Origin of the sequence: Curtobacterium sp. Leaf154, from assembly GCF_001424595.1 — a bacterium.
Taxonomy (GTDB): domain Bacteria; phylum Actinomycetota; class Actinomycetes; order Actinomycetales; family Microbacteriaceae; genus Curtobacterium; species Curtobacterium poinsettiae.
The window spans coordinates 23,006-44,028 of record NZ_LMOS01000008.1; the positions used below are offsets into that span (position 1 = coordinate 23,006).

The window sequence follows — 21,023 nt, forward strand, 5'->3', positions numbered from 1 at the left end:
ATCTCCGCGAACGGTTCGCGGCACACTGTCGCTCTCGCAGCACTGAGGGGGCACCTGCGCGCTTCCTGTCGCTTTCGCGACCACCCGCCGGACTGGAGGCTCGGGTCGTCCCCGCCACGGGCCTCCAGGCCGCCGCCCCGCGGCCCCACGTGGCCACTCGCGAACGCGACAGCGACAGCGACAGCGACAGGCGCCGCGCCTCCCTGCGGACAGCCCAGGCTCCGCCTGGTTGTGTGGATGCACAGGTTCGCAGCACCACACGTCGAGGAGGACGGATGGCCATCGACCGGAGGACGTTCATGCTCGGGGGAGCGGGGGTGCTGCTGCTCGCCGGCTGCTCCACCCGACCCGAGCGCACGCGGGTCGAGGACTGGCCCACCGAACCGCCCGAGGGCGAGGCGACGATCAGCTGGTGGGCCGGCCAGGTCGCCTCGAAGGACGGGGGTGACCTGCGTCGTCGGCTCATCGCGGAGTTCCAGAAGGAGCACCCGAACATCCGGGTCCGGATCGTCAGTGCCCCGAGCGACACCGACACGAACCGCACCAGCCTGACGACCCAGATCGCGGCGGGCAGCAGCACGCCGGACGTCTACCTGGGTGACGTCGCGTGGCCCGGGCAGTTCGCGAAGAACAAGCTCGCGACCCCGGTGAACCAGCTCGTCGGTGAGGACTTCTTCGACCAGTTCCCCGAGGGGCTCCGGCTCGCGGCGAGCGTCGACGGCACGTACTACATGTTCCCGCTGTACATCGACGAGTCGTTCTTCCTGTACCGGAAGGACCTGCTCGCGAAGCACTCCCTGCAGGTGCCGGCGTCGTGGGAGGAAGTGCGCGAGACCGCCGCGAAGCTCGTCGACACCGGTGACGTCAGCTACGGGTTCGCGTTCCAGGGCGACGTGTACGAGGGGCTGACCTGCAACGTCACCGAGTTCGTCGCGGACGCTGGCGGGTCGTTGCTCAACGACGACCTGACCAAGCCCGAGACGACGAGCTCCGAGACGAAGCGCGCCTTCGAGTTCATGCGCTCACTGATCACCGAGGGGGCGTCGCCGCGGGCCACCCTGACGTACCAGGAGCAGGACACCAACGACGCGTTCTCCGGCGGCCGTGCGGCGTTCCTCCGCAACTGGTCGTACGCGTGGGGGATCGCGAACGGTCCGGACAGCCGGGTCGCCGGCAAGGTGGGTCTGGCCGCCCGGCCGACGTTCGACGGCATGGACGAGCACCACTCGACGATCGGCGGGTGGGGGAACTACATCAACCCGCACACGCAGGAGCCCGCGGCGGCACTGACGTTCGCGCGCTGGATGTCGAGCGAGACCGCGCAGCAGTTCCTGACCCGCGAGGGCGGCGTCCTGCCGGCGCGGAGCGCCTCACTCGTCAGCGAGGACGCGAAGCGCCAGGAGCGTCCCACCTACGACACGGCGGCGGGCATCACGCTCGTGCCCCGCCCGACCTCGACCGCCTACTACCCGAAGGTGTCGCAGGGCATCTACCAGAACGGCAACAGCATCCTCGGTGGGCAGGCGTCCGTCGACGGCGGCACCAGCGCGATGGCCTCCGCCATCTCGCTGGCACTGCAGGGAGCAGCGCTGTGAGCGCCGGCACCGCGACACGGCCGGCACGGCCTGGAGGCACGGGGCGCGTCGATCCGCCGCCCCGGCCGACGGGGCGGTCGCGTCTCGACCGCATCCGCTCGCGGGGTGCGTGGGGCTTCGCGGCCCCGGCGCTCCTGGTGGTCGCCGCGGTCACGATCTTCCCGGTCGTGTACTCGGTCGTCCTGAGCTTCGCGGACGTCGAGGTCGGCTACGAGGGCTTCACCATCCAGTCGTTCGGGTTCGACAACTACGCGGCCCTGCTGCAGAGTGCCGACTGGTACCGGGCGCTCGGGTTCACGGTGCTCTACACGGTGGTGACGGTCTCGGTCGAGCTCGTGCTCGGCATGCTCGTCGCGCTGGTGCTCGAGCGGCTCGGGGCCACCCGCGGCTGGATGCTCGCGCTCATGCTCATCCCGTGGTCGCTCGTCACCATCGTCAACGCGCAGCTGTGGAAGTACATCTACGACAGCACCTACGGCGTCGCGACGTGGTTCTTCGGTCTGTTCGGGGACGCTCCGGTGATCCTCGGTGAACCGGTGCCCGCGATCACCGGGCTGATGGTCGCGGACATCTGGAAGACGACGCCGTTCGTCGCGATCATCCTGCTCGCTGGGTTGGTGCAGATCTCCGAGGACCACTACGAGGCCGCCGAGCTCGACGGCGCGAGCACCTGGCAGACGTTCTGGCGCGTGGTGCTGCCGCAGCTCACCCCGACCCTGACGATCGCGGTGCTGTTCCGCATCCTGCAGGCGTTCGGCGTCTTCGACCTGCCGTTCGTGCTGACGAACGGCGGACCGGGCACCGCCACCCAGTCGCTCGCGATCATGGGCTACAAGGTGCTCTTCCAGGACATCAACATCGGTCCGGGCGCCGCGATCGCGACCTCGACCGCGATCATCGTCGCGGCCGGGTGTCTGCTGTTCCTCCGGGCGTTCCGGAACCAGGCGAAGGGAGGGGACGACTGATGCCCCGTCAACGTGTGCGCAAGGGCTGGCGGAAGTGGGTCAACACCGTGAACGTCAGCGGTGTCGTCATCGCGGTGCTCACGGCGCTGCCGCTGTACTGGCTCGTCACGACGTCGCTCAAGCCGGCGTCCGAGATCGGGCAGTCGCCGCCCACCGTGTGGCCGCAGTCGTTCACCTTCGACAACTTCGTGGTGGCCTTCCGTGACAACGCGCTCGGCCAGTACATGGTGAACAGCGTCATCGTGTCGGTGTCGACCACGGTGATCGTGCTCGCGCTGGCGTTCCTGGCCGGGTACGCGCTGGCCGGCCGGTTCATCCGGGGCCGAACGGCGATCATGACCTCGTTGCTCATGCTGTCGGTGTTCCCGGCGATCGCGGTGCTGACGCCGCTGTACCTGCTCGAGCGCAACCTCGGGCTGCTCAACTCGTACCCGGGCCTGATCGTGCCGTACGTCGCGTTCAACCTGCCGTTCGCCATCTGGATCATGCGGAACTACCTGCAGGGGATCCCGTCGACGATCGAGGAGGCCTCCGAGATCGACGGGGCCGGGGCGTGGCGCACCGTGCTGAGCGTGATCCTGCCGATGGCCAAGCCGGGCCTGTTCACGGTCGGCGTCTTCACCTTCACGGCATCGTGGAGCGAGTTCCTGATGGCGCTGACCTTCAACAGCGAGAACTCGTTCCGGACGATCCCGGTCGGCATCGCGCTCTTCGGGACGCAGTTCACGGTGCCGTTCGCGCAGATCTTCGCCGCGAGCGTGGCCGCCACGGTGCCGATCGTGATCCTGGTGCTCGTGTTCCGCCGCTCGATCGTGTCCGGTCTGACCTCCGGCGCCGTCAAGGGGTGACGGGTGTCCGGCATGCGTAGATAGGTAGAGAACTTACCTAGCTGCGCATGCTGGACATTCGTCCGAGCGTCGCGCTGACCGCCCGTACCCTGCCGTCAGGGGCTCGGTGCGCCGAGATCGACGGCTGCGACGATGCGGTCGATGATCCGCACGAACCTGGCCCGCTCCCGTTCCGAGAAGGAGGCCATCAGGTCGTGCAGGTGCTTGTTCGTGCCGTCCATCGCGCGCGTGTAGTCGCGGCGGGCGGCATCGGTCAGCTCGATGTACCGGCTCCGGCCGTCGTCGGGGTTCGGGACGCGACTGAGGTGTCCGCTGTGCTCGAGTCGGTCCACCATGCCGGTGACCGCCGGGCCGGTGAGTCCCAGGTGCTTCGACAGGTCCTTCACGCGCACGGTCCGGCCCGCTGCTTCGGCGCGGGACACGAACTGCAGCAGCGTCAGGTCGCCGCCGGAGACGCCGAGTTCGTCGCGCAGCCGCCCGCGGAGTTCGGAGACCGCGGCCTCGAGCCGGGTCAGCGCTGCGTCGAGGTCGACATCGCTCACGACAGCGCCCCCTCTGCACGGGTCTCGTCCGGGTCACGATACGCCGCAGTCACCACCCCAGCGTATCCACATAGCGCGGTTCGTGGAACGGTCCGGGTGGCGGCGTCGGGAGCAGGGCGCCGTGGGTGACCCCGTCCCGGACCCGCAGGGTGCCGACCGGGCCGGCGAACCGGTGCGGTTCGAGGTCGCCGGCGGGGACCCCTACGCCGCCGAGCGCGACCTCGCCGCCGTCCACGGTGCCGATCGGTGGTCCGTCCGGCGCATCGACGACGACTTCTCGTACCGGTACACGGCCGTCGGCGACTCCGAGGTGAGCATCCGGCGTTCGCGGCTCCGCGGTGCCGTGCGTGGCTCGGTGCCCGTCGGGGCGGACTACGTCGTGACGTGGATCACGAGCGGCACCGCGTCGCTCGACTCCGGGCGTGCGCGGATGCAGCTGCGCCGCGACGTCCCCGTGCTCCTGCCGCCCGAGGACGACTTCGTGTTCACGGCCGAGGACCACGACCAGCGGCTCGTGCACTTCGGGCGTGACTACGTGCACCGCGTCGCGTACGAGCACCTGGAGGTCGAGACGGCGCCGCTGCGGTTCGACCCGACCCGGGTACCGGAGCCCGACACCGCGGAGCGCTGGCAGGAGGCGCTCGTGGCGTTGTCGCGTGCCCTGCGAGCCGAGGGGCCCGACTCCGACGCGTGGCACGAGGCCAAGCGGTCGGCCGCCACGGCGTTCCTGGACACGTTCCCGCCGCAGGCCGACGACCTGCCCGCGGTGCTCGGTCTCCCCCGGAACGCCCGGCTGCGGGCCGCGGTGGAGTACATCCACGCCCATGCCGCCGAGCCGGTCACCGTCCAGGAGCTGTCCGAGGTCGCCGGCCTGAGCGTGCGGTCGGTGCAGGAGTCGTTCCGCCGGGTCTTCGACGTGTCGCCGCTGACCTACCTGCGCGAGGTCCGGCTCGACCGGGTCCGCGGCGAACTGCTCGAGCTCGACCCGCAGGCCGGGGTCGTCGGTGACGTCGCGCGGCGGTGGGGGTTCGCCCACCTCGGCCGGTTCTCGGCGGCCTACGCGGCCCGGTTCGGCGAGTACCCGAAGCAGTCCCTGCGCCGCTGACGACGACGGGTGCTCAGCGGCCGGCCGTGGGTCGCGGCGCCGGGCCGGTGCTCGCCCGCACCCGCAGGGTCGTGGGGAGCCGGACGTGGTCCGTGGTCGGCTCGCCACGGAGCATGGTCAGGAGCATCTGCACGGCGTGCGACCCGAGCTCGTCGAGCGGCTGCGACACCGTGGTGAGCGGCGGGGTCGTGGTGGAGGCCTGCGGCACGTCGTCGAAGCCCACGACGGACAGGTCCTGGGGAACGCGGAGCCCGACCTCGGCCGCGGCGCGGAGCACACCGATCGCCGACGAGTCGTTCGCCGCGAACACCGCGGTGGGGCGGTCGTCGAGGGCCAGGAGTTCCCGGGTGACGGCCGCGGACTGGTCCTCCTGGTAGCCGCCGTCGCGCAGCAGGCACTCGTCGACGGTGATGCCGGCGGCGGTCAGGGCGGAACGGTAGCCGGCGGCCCGGAGCTGGGCGGACGCCAGGTCGGCGCGACCCTGCAGGTGCGCGATGCGGGTGTGCCCGAGCGCGAGCAGGTGCTCGACGGCCTGGACGGCTCCGGCTTCGTTGTCGGCGTCGACGGTGGCGTGGCCCTCGGGCCCGGTGTGCGGGTCGATCGCCACGACGGGGATCGAGGAGCTCGACAGGGCCGTGGTCGGGGTGACCACGATCGCGCCGTCGATCAGGGTGCCGGACAGTCGGGACAACGACCGGCGTTCCCAGCCGGGTCGGTCGGCGCCGGTCATCAGGCCGGCATAGGCGAGCAGTTCGTAGCCGGTGCCGGTTGCCGCCCGCGAGATGCCTCGGAGCAGCTCGGTCGAGAACGGCTCGAACTCGGGCACCAGGATGCCGACGACCCCGGTCCGCGAACTGCGCAGGCTCCGGGCGACCAGTGAGGTCTCGTACCCCAGGTCCTCGACCACCTGCTGCACGCGGAGCATGGTGGCGGCGGCGACACCGTCGCGCTGGTTGATCACCTTGGAGACCGTCGGGATCGAGACCCCGGCCGCTCGTGCCACGTCGCCGATCGTCACCCGGCCGGCACCGGGACGCGCGCCGAGTGCCGAGTCCATGTGCACACCGTACCGCTGCGACACCCTGCGATCGGTTGAGAAAACGTTATCGATATCGATTGACACCGCCCCCGAGCAGCAGGCATGCTCTCCGCAGCGGCAGTCGATGTCGCTCCATGTCAACGACGACACTTCAGGAGTTCCACGATGACGAGGAAGATCCGTGCCGCGGCAGCCATCGCGCTGATCGGGGCGACCGCACTGGTGGCCAGCGGGTGCTCGGCGGGCAGCGATGCCTCCGAGGACGGCGGGAAGGTCACGATGACCTTCTGGCACAACTCGACGACCGGACCGGGCAAGGCCTACTGGGCCTCGACGGTCAAGGCGTTCGAGGAGAAGTACCCGAACGTCACCATCAAGACCCAGGCGATCCAGAACGAGGACCTGGACGGCAAGCTCCAGACCGCTCTCAACTCCGGCGACGCCCCCGACGTGTTCCTGCAGCGTGGCGGCGGCAAGATGGACGCCATGATCGCCGCCGGGCAGCTCATGGACATCTCCGACTCCATCAGCGCCGACGCGAAGAAGTCCATCAGCGCGGGCACGTTCGCCGGCTACGAGAAGGACGGCAAGACCTACGCCATGCCCGGCGCGGTGCTCCCCGAGGGCATCTGGTACTCGAAGGACCTGTTCAAGGAAGCCGGCATCGAGGGCACGCCCACGACCATGGACGAGCTGAACGACGCGATCACGAAGCTCAAGGCCAAGGACATCGACCCGGTCGCCGTCGGCGCGAAGGACGCCTGGCCGGCCGCCCACTGGTACTACAACTTCGCACTCCGCGAGTGCAGCCAGAAGACGCTCGAGGACGCGGCGAAGTCCCTGAAGTTCGACAACGCCTGCTGGACGAAGGCCGGCGAGCAGCTCGAGGACTTCAACGCCACCAAGCCCTTCAACAACGGCTTCCTGACCACCGCGGCACAGCAGGGTGCCGGCAGCTCCGCCGGTCTCCTCGCCAACCACAAGGCGGCCATGGAGCTCATGGGTGCGTGGGACCCGGGCGTGATCGCATCGCTGACGCCGGACGCCAAGCCGCTGCCCGACCTCGGCTGGTTCCCGTTCCCCGCGACCGACGGTGGCAAGGGTGACCCGAAGTCGATGATGGGTGGTGTCGACGGCAACTCCTGCTCCGCACAGGCCCCGAAGAAGGCGTGCACCGACTTCCTGAACTTCATCGTGCAGAAGGACAACCAGGAGGCGTACTACAAGGCCTTCAACGCCATCCCGGTGAACAAGGACGCCCAGTCGGTCGTCGACTCGGACTACCTGAAGTCGGCCCTGGCCGCCTACCAGGACGCCCCGTTCGTCTCGCAGTACCTGGACACCCTGTACGGCCAGAACGTCGGCAACGCGCTGAACACCAGCGTCGTCGACCTGCTGGCCGGCAAGGGTGACGCGAAGGACATCGTCGAGACCACCAACCAGGCTGCGGCCAAGGGCTGAGCATGGCCCTCGACACCTCGCTCGGTACGACTCCGGCCACCGGGTCGGACACGGCCGCGGGGACGTCCCCGGCGGGGAGCGGTTCGCCGCTCCCCGCCGGTCGGCGGACCACGCGCCGCATCGCGGACTGGCGGAAGCGCGTCGAGATCGCGGTCCTCGCCGGACCCGCGGTCATCGTCTTCGTCACGTTCGTGATCCTGCCCGTGGGCCTCGCCGCCTACTACGGGTTCTTCAAGTGGCAGGGCTACGGCCCGCCCACCGACTTCGTCGGGCTGCAGAACTACCTGATCATCTTCCAGGACAAGGCGTTCCACGCGGTCCTGATGCACAACGGCTTCATCGTCGTGCTCTCGCTGGTGCTGCAGGGGCCGATCGCGATCGTGCTCGCCCTGCTGCTCAACCAGAAGATGCACGGCCGCGGGCTCGTCCGCGTGCTCGTCTTCGTGCCGTACGTCATCTCCGAGGTGATCGTCGGCACCGGGTGGAGCCTCATGCTCCAGTCGAACGGCGCCGTGAACGACCTGTTCCAGAGCATCGGCCTGGGCGGACTCCGTGCGGACTGGCTGTCGAACCCCGACATCGCCATCTGGACGCTGCTCGTGATCATCTCGTGGAAGTACATCGGCTTCGCGGTGATCCTGTTCCTCGCCGGCCTGCAGAGCATCCCCGAGGAACTGTTCGAGGCCGCCGCCATCGACGGTGCCGGCTACTGGCAGATCCAGCGGCGCATCACCCTGCCGCTCCTCGGACCGACCATCCGCATCTGGGCGTTCCTGTCGATCATCGGCTCGCTGCAGCTGTTCGACCTCGTCTACATCATCTGGGGCCAGTACATCGCCTCGACCGCGGGTACCTCGACGATGGCGACGTACATGGTCGCCAACGGCCGGACCTCGGGCAACTTCGGCTTCGGCAGCGCCGTCGCGGTCGTGATGTTCGTGATCTCGCTCGTGGTCGCCCTGATCTACCAGCGCTTCGTGCTCCGCCGTGACACCGCGGGTGCACTCACCGAGAGGAAGAACTGATGGCCACCACGAGCATCGTCGCCCCCGGGCGCCGGGCCGTGCGGGAGCGCCGGTCCAGTGCCGCGATCGGACGCGCCAACCCGCTGACCTACGTCGTCGCGATCCTGTTCGTCGCCGCCAACCTGGCACCCGTGCTCTACATCGTGCTGGGCGGCTTCCGGACCAACTCACAGATCACCACGAGCCCCGCCGGGCTGCCGGCACCGTTCGAGTTCGGCAACTACGGCTCCGTGCTGTCGAGCGGCATCTTCTGGCAGCAGCTCGGCAACTCGACGATCAGCGCCGTCACGACCACCCTCGGGGTCGTCGTGCTCGGGCTGATGGTGAGCTTCGTGCTCGCCCGCTACCGGTTCGCCGGCCGCGGGGCGCTGTACGCCCTGTTCGCCGCGGGCCTGATGTTCCCGATCACCGTCGCGATCACCCCGCTGTACCTGCTCGTCAAGGACCTCGGTCTGACGAACAGCCTGGCCGGCGTGATCCTGCCGCAGATCGCGTTCGCGCTGCCGACCACCGTGATCATCCTGGTGCCGTTCCTGCGCGCCATCCCCGATGAGCTCGAGGAGGCCGCGTCGATCGACGGGGCGAGCCGTCTCGGGTTCTTCTTCCGGATGGTCGTGCCGCTGTCGCTGCCCGGCGTCGTCACGGTCGGCATCCTGGCGTTCATCGCCAGCTGGAACAGCTACATCCTGCCGCTGTTCATCCTGAACAACGAGGCCGCCTACACGCTGCCGCTCGGGGTCCAGTCGTTCTCGTCGCAGTACTCCGTCGACACCGCCAAGGTGCTCGCGTTCACCTCGATGTCGATGATCCCGGCGCTCGTGTTCTTCACGATCTTCCAGCGCCGCATCGTCGGCGGCCTGACCGGGGCGGTGAAGGGGTGACCGCGACCGACGCGACGCGGACCGCCGGACGCGACCCGCGCCTCCAGGCCGACAGCGCGACGGACGCGACCGCGACGGACGCGACCACGACCCCCGCCGGCCCCCGCGCCGACGCCCTGCTCGCCGAGATGACCCTCGACGAGAAGGTCGCCCAGCTCGTCGGCTACTGGCTCGACCAGAACGGCGTCGTCGCCCCCATGCAGGGCGAGATGGCGGCCGTGCAGCAGGGCGGCACCCTGGCGGACATCACCCGCGACGGCATCGGGCAGTTCACCCGCGTCTACGGCACCCGCCCCGTCGAACCCGACGAGCGTGCCGCCTGGCTCTGGGCGGAACAGCGCCGCCTGCAGTGCGAGACCCGGCTCGGGATCCCGGCGCTCGTCCACGAGGAGTGCCTGACCGGCCTCGCCGCGTGGAAGGCCGCGACGTTCCCGACGCCGCTGGCGTGGGGCGCGTCGTTCGACCCGGAGCTCGTCGAGCAGGTCGGCGCCGCGATCGGTGCGTCGATGCGGCAGCTCGGCGTCCACCAGGGCCTCGCGCCGGTCCTCGACGTCATCCGCGACCCGCGTTGGGGGCGGGTCGACGAGTGCATCGCCGAGGACCCCTACCTGGTCGGCACGGTCGGTACCGCGTACGTGCGCGGGTTGCAGTCGGCGGGGGTCGACGCAACCCTGAAGCACTTCCTCGGGTACTCGGCGTCGCAGGCGGGGCGGAACCACGCCCCCGTGCACGCCGGGGCCCGTGAGGTCGCGGACGTGTACCTGCCGCCGTTCGAGATGGCGCTACGCGACGGGGGCGCCCGGAGCGTCATGAACTCGTACGCCGAGATCGACGGCGTGCCCGTCGCAGCGAACGGCGAGCTGCTGACCGGCCTGCTCCGCGACCGGCTCGGTTTCGACGGCACGGTCGTCGCGGACTACTTCTCGGTGGCGTTCCTCGAGGTCATGCACGGCATCGCCGCCGACCGTGGCGAGGCCGCGGCGCTGGCGCTCGAGGCCGGCATCGACGTCGAGCTCCCGACCGGTGACGCGTACCTCGCACCGCTCGTCGAGCGGGTCCGCAGCGGGCAGGTGGACGAGGCTCTCGTCGACCGTGCCGTGCTCCGGGTGCTCCGGCAGAAGGAGCGGCTCGGCCTGCTCGAACCGGACGCCTTCGCCGAGGACGCCCCCACCGGGATCGACCTCGACACCCCGCTGCACCAGGCGCTCGCGAAGCGGCTGGCAGCCGAGTCGCTCGTGCTGCTGTCGAACGAGGGCGGCAGCGTCAGCGTCGACAGCGGCACCGCCGACGGCACCACCCCCGTCCTCCCGTTCGCACCGGGGGCCTCGGTCGCCGTCATCGGCCCGAACGCCGACCGCGCCGAGGCGCTGCAGGGCTGCTACTCGTTCGCCAACCACGTGCTCGCCTCGCACCCCGACCTGCCGCTCGGCTTCGCGATCCCGACCGTCCGCGAAGCCGTCGCCCAGGCGCTCGGTCCGGCAGCGGTCCGCTTCGCCACGGGCTGCGCCGTGACGGGGAACGACCGGGCCGGCTTCGCCGAAGCCGTTGCGGTCGCATCCGCCTCGGACGTCGCGGTGGTCGTCGTCGGCGACCAGGCGGGCCTGTTCGGCCGGGGCACGGTCGGCGAGGGCAACGACACCGAGTCGCTCGACCTGCCCGGCGTGCAGCGCGAGCTGGTCGAGGCCGTCGTCGCGACCGGCACCCCCACCGTGATGGTGCTGCTCACCGGCCGGCCGTACGCGATCGGCTGGGCGCTCGACGGCGACCAGCCGCGCCCGTCCGCGGTCGTGCAGGCGTTCTTCCCGGGCGAGGGCGGCGGGCTGGCGATCGCCGACCTGCTGACCGGCGTGGCCTCGCCCTCGGGCCGGCTGCCGCTGTCCCTGCCCCGGTCCGCCGGCGCGCAGCCGTTCACGTACCTGCACCCGCGGCTCGGCGGTCCGTCCGACGTCACCGCCGCGGACTCGACGCCGGTGCGACCGTTCGGTTTCGGCCTCGGCTACACCGACTTCGCGTACGACGAGCTCGTCGTCGACCCGGACGTCCGGTCCGACGGCGTCTTCACCGTGTCGGTGACGGTCCGGAACACCGGGGTGCGCGACGGCGAGGACGTCGTGCAGCTCTACGGGCACGACGTGCACGGCAGCGTCACCCGGCCCGAGGTGCAGCTCCTCGGCTACGCGCGCGTCGCGGTCGCAGCGGGGGAGTCCGTGCGGGTCCGCTTCCGCGTCCCGGTGCAGCGCTTCGCGTTCACCGACCGTCGGATGCGCAGGGTGGTCGAGCCCGGCGACGTGCAGGTCTGGGTGGCGTCGCACGCGGCGGCGTCGCGGCCGTCAGGCTCGGTGGCAGCGGGTGGGATCGTCGCCTCGGGCGACGGTCCGGTCCGACACCCCGTCCCCGGCACCGCCACCCAGCGCGCCACCGTCGCGGTCACGGGCGCGGTGCACGAGGTCACCCCGGGCGACCCCCGCCTGGTGGCGTGGTCGCTCGTCTGACCCGGTGACGGACCACGTGCCCTGGGCGTGACCGGGTGACGGACAGGAGGCGCGGTGCGGGCTCGCACCGCGCCTCCTGTCCGTCAGCGGGTCCTGATCACCCGACCGGCTCGAGCCGGTCGGACAGGTCCAGTGACCAGACGGCGACGCCCGTCAGGCCGAGCCGCTCCGCCAGCGCGACCCGCGCACGCAGTGAGCGTGCGTCGGACCACCAGAGCACCTCGCCGCTCGGCAGGGTCGCGGTCCACTCGCCGACCGTCGCGTCCCAGCGGGCGGTCGCGCCCGCCTTCCGGACCCGGAGCCGGGCCTGGGCGTCGGAGAGCTGACCGGCCGGACGCTTCCCCTTCCAGTGGTAGCCGTACCCGGCGACACCGAGCACGATCTGGTCGGCGGGAGCGAGGCTCACGAGTGCACGGGCGGCCTTCGACGACCACGCGAGCGAACCGACCGGACCGGGTGCGTCCGGCTCCCAGGGGCCGTGCTGGTCGTAGGCCATGAGCGTCAGGTGGTCGAGCGGGGCACGGAGGGCGCGCACGTCGTAGCCGAGGCGGGCGTACCCGGCCGCGGTGGTCGACGCGGACAGGGCGATGTCGAGCCGGACGTCGTCGCCGACGGCGGCCCGGAGCTCGCGGGCGAAGGCCGTGAGACCGGGCTTCTCGGCCGGGGTCAGCGCCTCGAGGTCGATCATGACCGAGTCCCAGCCGCCCGTGGCCACGTCGGCGGCGAGTGATCGGACGACCCGGGCGCGGTTCGCGGGCGAGGTGAGCAGCCTGCGGGCGATCGGCTCGCTGAAGTCCCCGTCGGCCTCGGAGTAGTTGCTGACGAGCAGCTGCGCGGTGAGCCCGTTGGCGTGTGCCCGGTTGCGCTGGGCCTTGGCGGCGCGCGACGGTGCGGTGACCTTCGACCCCGTGCGGTTCAGCAGCAACCCGTCGACGCCGACCACGTCCATCGCGGCGGCGTTCGCGTCCACCAGGGCGGTGTCGGCGTTCTCGGGCTGGAAGCCGGTCACGTCGAACCCATCAGCGTGGGCGGCGGTCGGGGCCGTGCAGCCGGCGAGTGCGAGTCCGGTGGTGAGCGCGGCGGCGAGCAGTGCGGAGCGGCGTCGACGCGGGGTGCCGGTCATGCGGTGGGTCCGTCCGGTCGTCCGGGGTGGCCGGGTGCCGACCACGGCGGGAGCTCGGCCGACGGGTACCCGCCGTGCTGGTCGGGCGCCCGCAGCATCGGGTTGACGGCACGCAGCCGGATGCCGGAGGTGTCACCGGCGACCCCGCGGACGGCGCTCGCCAGCAGGAACGCGACGACGTCAGCGGTGCTGCCGTCCGGGTCGTAGCCGTGCCAGGGGTGGTCGTCGCCCTGGGCGCGGCGCAGGGCGCTGGCGAACGTCGCGTCGGCGTCCTCGATCTCCACCTCGCAGTCGAGCACGATGCGGAAGCGCGAGCCCTCGCCCGGGGGGACACCGAGGTCCGTCGTGGCGCGGGGGTCCGGGTCCGCCGGGTCGAACGACCGGAGCGCCGCCGACGGTGCGGTGCCGAACGCGGCGCGGTACTCGGCCGCCATCCGCCCGGCGTTGCTGAAGTGCCAGTGCTTCGCGACGTCCGCGATGGTGCGACGGTCCGCCGGTGTCATGGAGAGCAGGTCGCGGCGGACGCCCTCGAGCCGGACCCCGCGCAGGTACGACGCTGGCGAGGTCTGCAGCTCCCGCCGGAACGCGCTCTGCAGGCCTCGGGTCGACAGGTTCGCGGCGGCGGCGATGTCCGGTACCGAGATCGCTTCGCGGGCGTGTGCGTGCACGAACCGCAGCGCCTCGTGCACGGTGCGGGACAGCCGTGCTCCGCCGTGCTCGGGACCACTCGCCGTGGTCGGTGCCTGGTCCATAGGTGGGAGCGTACGAGGCGCTCGTGTGGATCGGCCTCCGACGCCACGACGCCGTCGGTATCCGAGGTGCGCGGATGTGACCCGCACCCGTTCGGGGGGCATTGTGGACGCCGCGGGAGACGTTCACCGTCCAAGAGGTACTCAAACTGTCCTCCTCCGAACAGGGTCGGAGGCTCGGGGACTGATCGGAGGATCCGATGAGTGGTTACGAGCGTGCACCGAGGGTCGCCCCGGTCCACATCACCTCCTACCGGGCGCGGGCACGGGCTGCCAGACGCGGCTGGATCGTGCAGTCCGAGGACGACGTCGACCGCGAGCGCTTCACCTTCGGGGACCTCCGCGCGCAGCGTGGACCGAACCCTCGAGCAGCGACCGCTGACGCGCGACGTCCGTCAGCGCAGGCGGTCCGCCAGGAACGCCGCCTGACGCTCCCAATGCCGGAAGCCGCCGCCCTCGTGCCCGTTGTACGGGTACACGGCGATCTCGCGGTCGGTGGAGCCCAGGGCGTTGAACGCGGCGAAGGTCGTGCGCGGCGGGACGACGTCGTCCATCAGCGCGACCGAGAACAGCGCCGGTGCGGTGATGCCGGCGGCGTGGTTCACCCCGTCGAAGTACGCGGCGGTCTCCCACACGCCCTCGGCTGCGTCGCGGTGCACGGCGAGGTACTGCGCGAGCTCCAGGTACGGACCGCCCACCGCGACGTCGGTGCCGTTCCGCCAGTCGGCCAGGAACGCCACGTCGGGCAGCACCGCGGTGATCGGTCCGACGTGTGCCTCGACCAGGGCCGCTGCGGCGATGGCGATCCCGCCGCCCTGGCTCCCGCCGGTCAGCGCGATGCGATCGGGGTCGACGCCGGGCAGCGTGCGGACGGCGTCGACCAGGCGGACCGCGTCGGTGTACACGCGGCGGTAGTAGTGGTCGGCAGGGGAGCCGATGCCGTTCGTCATCCACCCGCTGGCGTGCGGTGCGGAGCCGTGCGGGTCCGGGGTGTCGCCGCCGGCCCACCCGGAGCCCTGGCCGCGGGTGTCCATCACCACGTGCACGTACCCGGCGAGGGCCCAGTGCACGCGCTCACCCGGGCGACCGCGGCCACCGCCGTAGCCGAGGAACTCGACGACGACCGGCAGTGCGCCCGGGTCGTCGGTCGCGGGACGGTTGACCCACGCCCGCACCGGGTCACCGGCGAACCCGGGGAACGTCAGGTCTTCGACGACGAGACCGGTCACCGGGGTCTCGGCGGGCACGAGGGCCGGCTCGACCCCCTCGCCCGCGGTCCGGGCGAGGGCGATCGTGTCCGCCCAGAAGGCGTCGAAATCATCTGGGCGCCGGACGTCGGAGCGGTGGGCGCGGAGCGCGTCGAGGGGCAGGTCGGTCAGTGGCATGGTGTGTCCTCCGGGACGATCGTGCCCCCGGCACCGTCGAGGACGGCGCCGGGGGCACGGAGTGTCGGTTCAGCGCGCCGCCGCGCGGTACTGCTCGAGCACCTCCGGGTGCGGGTCGGACGGCACGGTGGTCGTCGCGGTGTCCCACGTCGGCAGGGCTCCGGTGAGCGCCCACGCGGCCTGCTTCGCAGCCCCCGCGGCGACGTACTCGCCGGGCTCCGGCACCAGGACGTCACGGCCGAACACCTGCGCGGCGACGGCGCGGACCGCCGGGTTCCGCGCAGCGCCGCCGATGAGCAGCAGCCGCTCGACGGTCACGCCGGTGTCCTGCACCGCGGCCAGTCCGTCGGCGAGGGCGCAGAGCATCCCCTCGACGGCCGCCCGGGCCAGGTGCGCCCGGTCGGTGGTCGCCGGCGTCATGCCGAGCAGCGAGGCGGTCGCGTCCGGCCGGTTCGGCGTGCGCTCGCCGACGAAGTACGGCACCAGGACGAGGCCGTCGGCCCCGGCCGGCGCCTGCAGCGCCAGCTCGCCGAGCGCGTCGTGGTCGACGCCGAGCAGGCCGCCGATCACCTCGAGCACGCGGGCCGCGTTGAGCGTCGTGACGATCGGGAGGCGCGACCCGGTCCCGTCGGCGAAGCCCGCCACGGTCCCGCTCGGGTCACGCACCTCGGCGTCGCTGACCCCGAAGACCGTGCCGCTCGTGCCGAGGGACACCGCGACGTCGCCCGGGCCGAGACCCAGGCCGAGCGCTGCCCCGGCGTTGTCACCGAGTCCGGCGCCGACGACGAGGCCGGAGGGCGCGACCGCGCCGCCGGGCAGCTCGACGTCGGTGGACAGGGTGCCCATCGCCTCGTCGGGAGCGACCACGCGGGGCACGACCACGGCGTCGTCGTCACCCATCGACGCCGACCGCATCGGCCGCCCGAGCGCGAGCTCGAACAGCTCCGGGTCGTACTCGCGGCGCACCGGGTCCCAGTACGCCGTGCCGCTGGCGTCGGACGCGTCCGTCGCCAGGGCCTCCAGGTCGGGGCCGAGCGGACTCTCGTCCGCCGGACCGTACCCGCGGAGCCGCCACGACAGCCAGTCGTGGGGGAGCGCCACGGCCGCGACGCGGGCCGCGTTCTCGGGCTCGGCGTCGCGGAGCCACCGCAGCTTGGTCCCGGTGAACGACGCGACCGGCACCAGCCCCGTCCGGGCGACCCACGCCTCCTGGCCGAGCTCGTCGACCATCTGCGCGGCCGCGTCCGCACTGCGGACGTCGTTCCAGAGCAGGGCGTCGCGGACCAAGCGGCCGTCGGCGTCGAGCGCGACCATGCCGTGCTGCTGCCCGGCGACGGCGACGGCACCGACGTCGTCGAGGCCACCGGCGTCCGCGACGGCGGCACCGAGGGCGTCCCACCAGTGGCGGGGGTCGACGGAGGTGCCGTCCGGGTGGGACGCGCGGCCCTCGCGGACGACCGCACCGGTCGCGGCGTCACGGATGGTGACCTTGCAGGACTGGGTCGAGGAGTCGACCCCCGCGACCAGGTCAGCCACGAGCGCCCATCAGGTGCTCCATCGCGAGCTGCTGCAGGCGGACGAAGCCGAAGCCCTTGCCGCCGAAGTAGGCGTCGGTGTCGAAGTCCTCGTATGCGGAGCGGTCGGCGAGGAACGTGTCGTACGACTCGCCGTCGTTCAGCGTCGGCGTCGACAGCTCGCCGACCTTCGACGCCTCGAGTGCCGCCTGCACCTCGGGGTCGGCGCGGAACGCCTGCGCACGCTCCTTGAGGAGCAGGTACATGCGCATGTTGGCCGACGCGGAGTCCCAGACACCGCTGATGTCCTCGGTGCGGCTCGGCTTGTAGTCGAAGTGGCGCGGGCCGTCGTACGCCGGGCCGCCCTGCGGGGCACCGTGCTCGAGCAGGTCGACGAGCGAGAACGCGTTCTGCAGGTCGCCGTGGCCGAACACCAGGTCCTGGTCGTACTTGATGCCGCGCTGACCGTTGAGGTCGATGTGGAAGAGCTTGCCCTGGTAGAGCGCCTGGGCGATGCCGGCGGTGAAGTTCAGGCCCGCCATCTGCTCGTGGCCGACCTCGGGGTTGATGCCGAACAGCTCCGGGCGCTCGAGCGTCTCGGTGAAGGCGATCGCGTGGCCGAGGGTCGGCAGGAGGATGTCGCCGCGGGGCTCGTTCGGCTTCGGCTCGATGGCGAACCGGATGCCGTAGCCCTTGTCGGTGACGTACTGGGCGAGCAGGTTGACGGCCTCGCGGTACCGCTCGAGCGCGGCCTGCACGTCCTTGGCGCTGTCGTACTCGGAGCCTTCGCGGCCACCCCACATCACGAACGTCGAGGCGCCGAGCTCGGCGGCGAGGTCGATGTTGCGGAGCACCTTGCGGAGCGCGAAGCGGCGGACCTGCCGGTCGTTCGAGGTGAAGCCGCCGTCCTTGAAGACCGGGGCGGAGAACAGGTTCGTCGTGACCATCGGCACGACGATCCCCGTCGACTCGAGGGCGCCCTTGAGGCGGTCGATCTGGGTCTGGCGCTCGGCGTCGGTGGAACCGAACGCGAACAGGTCGTCGTCGTGGAAGGTCAGGCCGTAGGCCCCGAGCTCGTCGAGCTTCTCGACCGCCTCGACCACGTCGAGCGCGGGGCGGGTCGGCCCGCCGAAGGGGTCCGAGCCGTTGTAGCCGATGGTCCAGAGACCGAAGGAGAACTTGTCTGCACGGGTGGGCGTCGTTGCCATGGTGGTCACCGTTCGTCGTCGAAACAAAATGTTGCCGCGCCCAACATAAGCGGTAGTGTTGGCTGTGGCAAGCACGTGATCGCAAAGGAGCGAGCGGATGGCACAGGAACGACTGCGGGTCGCGATGGTGGGGCACGGCTTCATGGGAGCCGCACACTCACAGGCATGGCGGACCGCTCCCCGGTTCTTCGACCTCGGGGCCGACCCGGAGATGGCGGTGATCGTCGGGCGTGATCCCGAACGCACCGAGGCAGCCCGGCAGCGGTACGGCTGGCAGGCGGCGTCCACCGACTGGCGTGCCGTCGTCGCCGATCCGGACATCGACGTGGTCGACGTGGTGTCCCCGGGGTCCTCGCACGTCGAGATCGCGATCGCCGCGCTCCAGGCCGGCAAGCACGTCCTGTGCGAGAAGCCGCTCGCCAACACCGTTGCCGAGGCCGAGGCGATGACCGCCGCTGCCGCTGCAGCCCGGGCGCACGGGGTCCGCGCCATGGTCGGGTTCAGCTACCGCCGCGTGCCTGCGATCGCGTTCGCCCGGCAGCTGGTGCAGGACGGCCGGATCGGCACCGTGCGCCAGGTCCGCGCGCTCTACCTGCAGGACTGGTTGTCGGACGAGGACGGCCCGATGACCTGGCGGCTCGACAAGTCGCTCGCGGGCTCCGGTGCGCTCGGCGACATCGGCGCGCACGCCATCGACCTGGTCGAGCACGTCACCGGTTCGTCGCTCGCCACCGTGTCGGGCACGCTCGAGACCTTCGTGACCGAGCGTCCGTTGATGGCCGAGGGGGTCGGGCTCTCCGGCACCGCGTCGAGCGAACGCGGGCAGGTCACCGTCGACGACGCCGCGTTCTTCACCGCACGGCTCAGCGGCGGCGCGGCCGACCGTGCGATCGGCACCTTCGAGGCGACGCGCTACGCGACCGGGCGGAAGAACGGCCTGACGCTCGAGATCAGCGGTTCCGACGGCGCGATCCAGTTCGACCTCGAGGCGATGAACGAGCTGCGGTTGTACGAGTCGAACGCCCCTGCGGGGGAGCAGGGCTTCCGGCGCATCCTGGTCACCGAGCCCGAGCACCCCTACATGGCCGCGTGGTGGCCGACCGGACACCTCATCGGGTACGAGCACACGTTCAGCCACCAGGTGAAGGACTTCATCGACGCCGTCGCCACCGGCACCGACCCGTCACCGTCGTTCGCCGACGGCCTGCACGTGCAGCGGGTCCTCGATGCCGTCGAACGCAGCGCCGCCGCCGGCAGCACCTGGACGGCGACCTCGTGAGCGCCGCCGAGCAGACCCGCCGGGCGCTCGTCGTCCGCGGCGGGTGGGACGGCCACCAGCCCGTCGAGACCACCGACCTGTTCATCCCGTTCCTGCAGGAGAACGGGTTCGAGGTCCGGGTGTCGGACTCGACGGCCGTCTACGCCGACGCCGCCGTCATGGACGAGGTCGACCTGATCGTGCAGGTCGTCACGATGTCGACCATCGCCGACGACGAGTTCGCCGGGCTGCAGCGCGCGGTCCTGGGCGGCGCCGGACTGGCCGGCTGGCACGGCGGCATCGCAGACGCGTTCCGGAACACCGCCGACTACCTGCACATGGTCGGCGGCCAGTTCGCCCACCACGCCGGCAAGCACCCCGACGAGCGCGTCGGGGAACAGTCGGACAACTACATCCCGTACACGGTGCACATCACCGACCTCGGGCACGAGCACCCGATCACGCAGGGCATCGAGGACTTCGACCTCGTCACCGAGCAGTACTGGGTGCTGTCCGACGAGTACAACGACGTCCTCGCGACCACCACTCAGGACGCGCGCGACTTCGACGCCTGGAACCGACCGGTCACCGCACCGGCGATCTGGACACGGCAGTGGGGCGAGGGCCGCGTGTTCGTCTCCGCACCAGGGCACCGCCTCGAGGTCGTCGAGTCGCAGCCACTCCGCACCATCATCGAACGGGGACTCCTGTGGGCAGCACGGTGAACGAGGGGGTGCTCCGGGTCGGCGTGGTCGGCGTCGGGGTCATCAGCCAGCAGTACTTCGAGCACTTCCCGGCCCTGCCCGGACTCGAACTCGCCGCGGTCGCCGACCTCGACGTCGCCCGTGCCCAGCAGGTCGGTGCGGCACAGGGCGTGCGCGGCACCACCGTGGACGACCTGCTCGCCGCCGACGACGTCGACGTGGTGCTCAACCTGACGATCCCGGCCGCACACGCCGACATCGCCACCCGGGCACTCGCCGCCGGCAAGCACGTCTACGGCGAGAAGCCGCTCGCGATGTCCACCGCCGAGGCCGCACCGGTGCTTGAGGCCGCCCGCACCGCCGGCCTGCGCGTCGGCAGCGCCCCGGACACCGTCCTCGGCACCGGCATCCAGACCGCGCGCGCCGCGCTCGACGACGGCGCGATCGGCACCCCCGTCGGCGCAGCCGTCGCCTGGAGCGCCCCCGGGCACGAACGCTGGCACCCGGCGCCGGCCTTCTACTACCAGCCCGGCGGCGGACCGCTGCTCGACATGGGGCCGTACTACCTGACCAGCCTCGTCACGTTCTTCGGGCCCGTCGTCCGGGTCAGCGGCAGCGCGACCCGCTCCACCCGCGAGCGCACCGTCGCCACGGGGCCGAACGCCGGCACCCCGATCCCGGTCGACATCGACACGCACGTCGTCGCGATCCTCGAGCACGAGGGTGGCGTGGTCTCCACCGTGACCGTCTCGTTCGAGGTCTGGGCCACCCGCGCCCCGCTGTTCGAGGTGCACGGCACCGCGGGCACCCTGGGCGTCCCCGACCCGAACCGGTTCTCGGACACCGTGTCGATCGCCACCGCCGACGACCGCTCGTGGCGGGACCTGCCGGTCGCCGCCGGGTACGCCGACGCCGGTCGCGGCTACGGCCTCGCCGACATGGCCCACGCGATCGCGACGGACCGGCCGCACCGGGCCTCCGGCGACCTCGCGTTCCACGTGCTCGAGGTCATGGAGGCGGTCTCCGCCGCCGCCCGAGACCACTCGGTCGTCGATGTGCACTCGCGCATCGAGCGACCCGCCACCGTCCCGGCCGGGTCCGCGCCCGGATCCTGGTGACGGAACCCGAC

18 protein-coding genes are annotated in these 21,023 nt (G+C 71.5%); 11 read left to right on the forward strand and 7 right to left on the reverse strand.

The features are described from left to right. The first annotated feature begins 275 nt into the window (after positions 1-275). From ASF75_RS15230 to ASF75_RS15240, 3 genes are read left to right on the forward strand one after another with little or no spacing between them, the layout of a single operon-like run. Entirely contained in the window at positions 276-1,595 is a 1,320-nt protein-coding gene (locus ASF75_RS15230) for an ABC transporter substrate-binding protein (RefSeq protein ID WP_017886799.1), read from the forward strand. After that, the gene (locus tag ASF75_RS15235; RefSeq protein WP_175470757.1) at positions 1,592-2,560 is read left to right on the forward strand and encodes a carbohydrate ABC transporter permease; all 969 of its coding nucleotides are present in this window, start codon (positions 1,592-1,594) and stop codon (positions 2,558-2,560) included. Before ASF75_RS15230 ends, ASF75_RS15235 begins: the two co-directional genes overlap by 4 nt. Then, a complete protein-coding gene (locus ASF75_RS15240; protein ID WP_027464448.1) occupies positions 2,560-3,408 on the forward strand; it encodes a carbohydrate ABC transporter permease in 849 nt (282 codons plus the stop codon). The genes ASF75_RS15235 and ASF75_RS15240 overlap by 1 nt, the downstream gene beginning before the upstream one ends. A gap of 95 nt (positions 3,409-3,503) precedes the next feature. Here ASF75_RS15240 and ASF75_RS15245 read toward each other — a convergent pair whose 3' ends face one another. Further along, positions 3,504-3,950, reverse strand: coding sequence for a MarR family winged helix-turn-helix transcriptional regulator (locus tag ASF75_RS15245; protein WP_017886796.1), 447 nt, complete (start codon positions 3,948-3,950; stop codon positions 3,504-3,506). 121 nt (positions 3,951-4,071) lie between these two features. On the opposite strand from ASF75_RS15245, the gene ASF75_RS15250 reads away from it, so the two are divergent. After that, a complete protein-coding gene (locus ASF75_RS15250) occupies positions 4,072-5,055 on the forward strand; it encodes an AraC family transcriptional regulator (protein ID WP_056072772.1) in 984 nt (327 codons plus the stop codon). A gap of 13 nt (positions 5,056-5,068) precedes the next feature. On the opposite strand, the gene ASF75_RS15255 is transcribed toward ASF75_RS15250, so the two are convergent. Then, positions 5,069-6,112, reverse strand: a complete 1,044-nt coding sequence (locus tag ASF75_RS15255; protein ID WP_042537884.1) for a LacI family DNA-binding transcriptional regulator — start codon at positions 6,110-6,112, stop codon at positions 5,069-5,071. A 147-nt stretch (positions 6,113-6,259) separates the two neighbouring features. On the opposite strand from ASF75_RS15255, the gene ASF75_RS15260 reads away from it, so the two are divergent. The 4 genes from ASF75_RS15260 to ASF75_RS15275 all read left to right on the forward strand — a co-directional run bounded on the left by ASF75_RS15260 (position 6,260) and on the right by ASF75_RS15275 (position 11,953). After that, on the forward strand, positions 6,260-7,555 hold the full coding sequence (locus ASF75_RS15260) for an ABC transporter substrate-binding protein (RefSeq protein WP_017886793.1): 1,296 nt from the start codon (positions 6,260-6,262) through the stop codon (positions 7,553-7,555). A gap of 2 nt (positions 7,556-7,557) precedes the next feature. Further along, positions 7,558-8,580: a carbohydrate ABC transporter permease gene (locus ASF75_RS15265; protein WP_017886792.1), complete on the forward strand. Its 1,023-nt coding sequence runs from the start codon at positions 7,558-7,560 to the stop codon at positions 8,578-8,580. Then, positions 8,580-9,461 (forward strand): carbohydrate ABC transporter permease, encoded by an 882-nt coding sequence (locus tag ASF75_RS15270; protein WP_017886791.1) that lies wholly within the window; start codon positions 8,580-8,582, stop codon positions 9,459-9,461. The genes ASF75_RS15265 and ASF75_RS15270 overlap by 1 nt, the downstream gene beginning before the upstream one ends. A gap of 128 nt (positions 9,462-9,589) precedes the next feature. Next, positions 9,590-11,953, forward strand: a complete 2,364-nt coding sequence (locus ASF75_RS15275; protein WP_414835797.1) for a beta-glucosidase family protein — start codon at positions 9,590-9,592, stop codon at positions 11,951-11,953. A 97-nt stretch (positions 11,954-12,050) separates the two neighbouring features. Here the strand turns inward: ASF75_RS15275 and ASF75_RS15280 are convergent, their stop codons facing one another. The 5 genes from ASF75_RS15280 to xylA all read right to left on the reverse strand — a co-directional run bounded on the left by ASF75_RS15280 (position 12,051) and on the right by xylA (position 17,932). Next, positions 12,051-13,076: a glycosyl hydrolase family 18 protein gene (locus ASF75_RS15280; RefSeq protein WP_082509802.1), complete on the reverse strand. Its 1,026-nt coding sequence runs from the start codon at positions 13,074-13,076 to the stop codon at positions 12,051-12,053. Continuing rightward, positions 13,073-13,828, reverse strand: coding sequence for a helix-turn-helix domain-containing protein (locus tag ASF75_RS15285; RefSeq protein WP_056072778.1), 756 nt, complete (start codon positions 13,826-13,828; stop codon positions 13,073-13,075). The genes ASF75_RS15280 and ASF75_RS15285 overlap by 4 nt, the downstream gene beginning before the upstream one ends. A gap of 392 nt (positions 13,829-14,220) precedes the next feature. Further along, positions 14,221-15,210: an acetylxylan esterase gene (locus tag ASF75_RS15290; protein ID WP_056072781.1), complete on the reverse strand. Its 990-nt coding sequence runs from the start codon at positions 15,208-15,210 to the stop codon at positions 14,221-14,223. A 69-nt stretch (positions 15,211-15,279) separates the two neighbouring features. Beyond that, positions 15,280-16,746, reverse strand: a complete 1,467-nt coding sequence (xylB, locus tag ASF75_RS15295) for a xylulokinase (protein ID WP_156463918.1) — start codon at positions 16,744-16,746, stop codon at positions 15,280-15,282. Continuing rightward, a complete protein-coding gene (gene xylA, locus ASF75_RS15300; protein ID WP_042537878.1) occupies positions 16,739-17,932 on the reverse strand; it encodes a xylose isomerase in 1,194 nt (397 codons plus the stop codon). The genes xylB and xylA overlap by 8 nt, the downstream gene beginning before the upstream one ends. 97 nt (positions 17,933-18,029) lie before the next feature. Here xylA and ASF75_RS15305 point away from each other — a divergent pair, with 97 nt between their 5' ends. The 3 genes from ASF75_RS15305 to ASF75_RS15315 are packed head-to-tail and all read left to right on the forward strand — an operon-like array spanning position 18,030 to position 21,012. Continuing rightward, a complete protein-coding gene (locus tag ASF75_RS15305) occupies positions 18,030-19,211 on the forward strand; it encodes a Gfo/Idh/MocA family protein (RefSeq protein WP_017886784.1) in 1,182 nt (393 codons plus the stop codon). Beyond that, the gene (locus tag ASF75_RS15310) at positions 19,208-19,915 is read left to right on the forward strand and encodes a ThuA domain-containing protein (RefSeq protein ID WP_017886783.1); all 708 of its coding nucleotides are present in this window, start codon (positions 19,208-19,210) and stop codon (positions 19,913-19,915) included. Before ASF75_RS15305 ends, ASF75_RS15310 begins: the two co-directional genes overlap by 4 nt. Further along, on the forward strand, positions 19,900-21,012 hold the full coding sequence (locus ASF75_RS15315; RefSeq protein WP_082509789.1) for a Gfo/Idh/MocA family protein: 1,113 nt from the start codon (positions 19,900-19,902) through the stop codon (positions 21,010-21,012). The genes ASF75_RS15310 and ASF75_RS15315 overlap by 16 nt, the downstream gene beginning before the upstream one ends. The last annotated feature ends 11 nt before the right edge of the window (positions 21,013-21,023 follow it).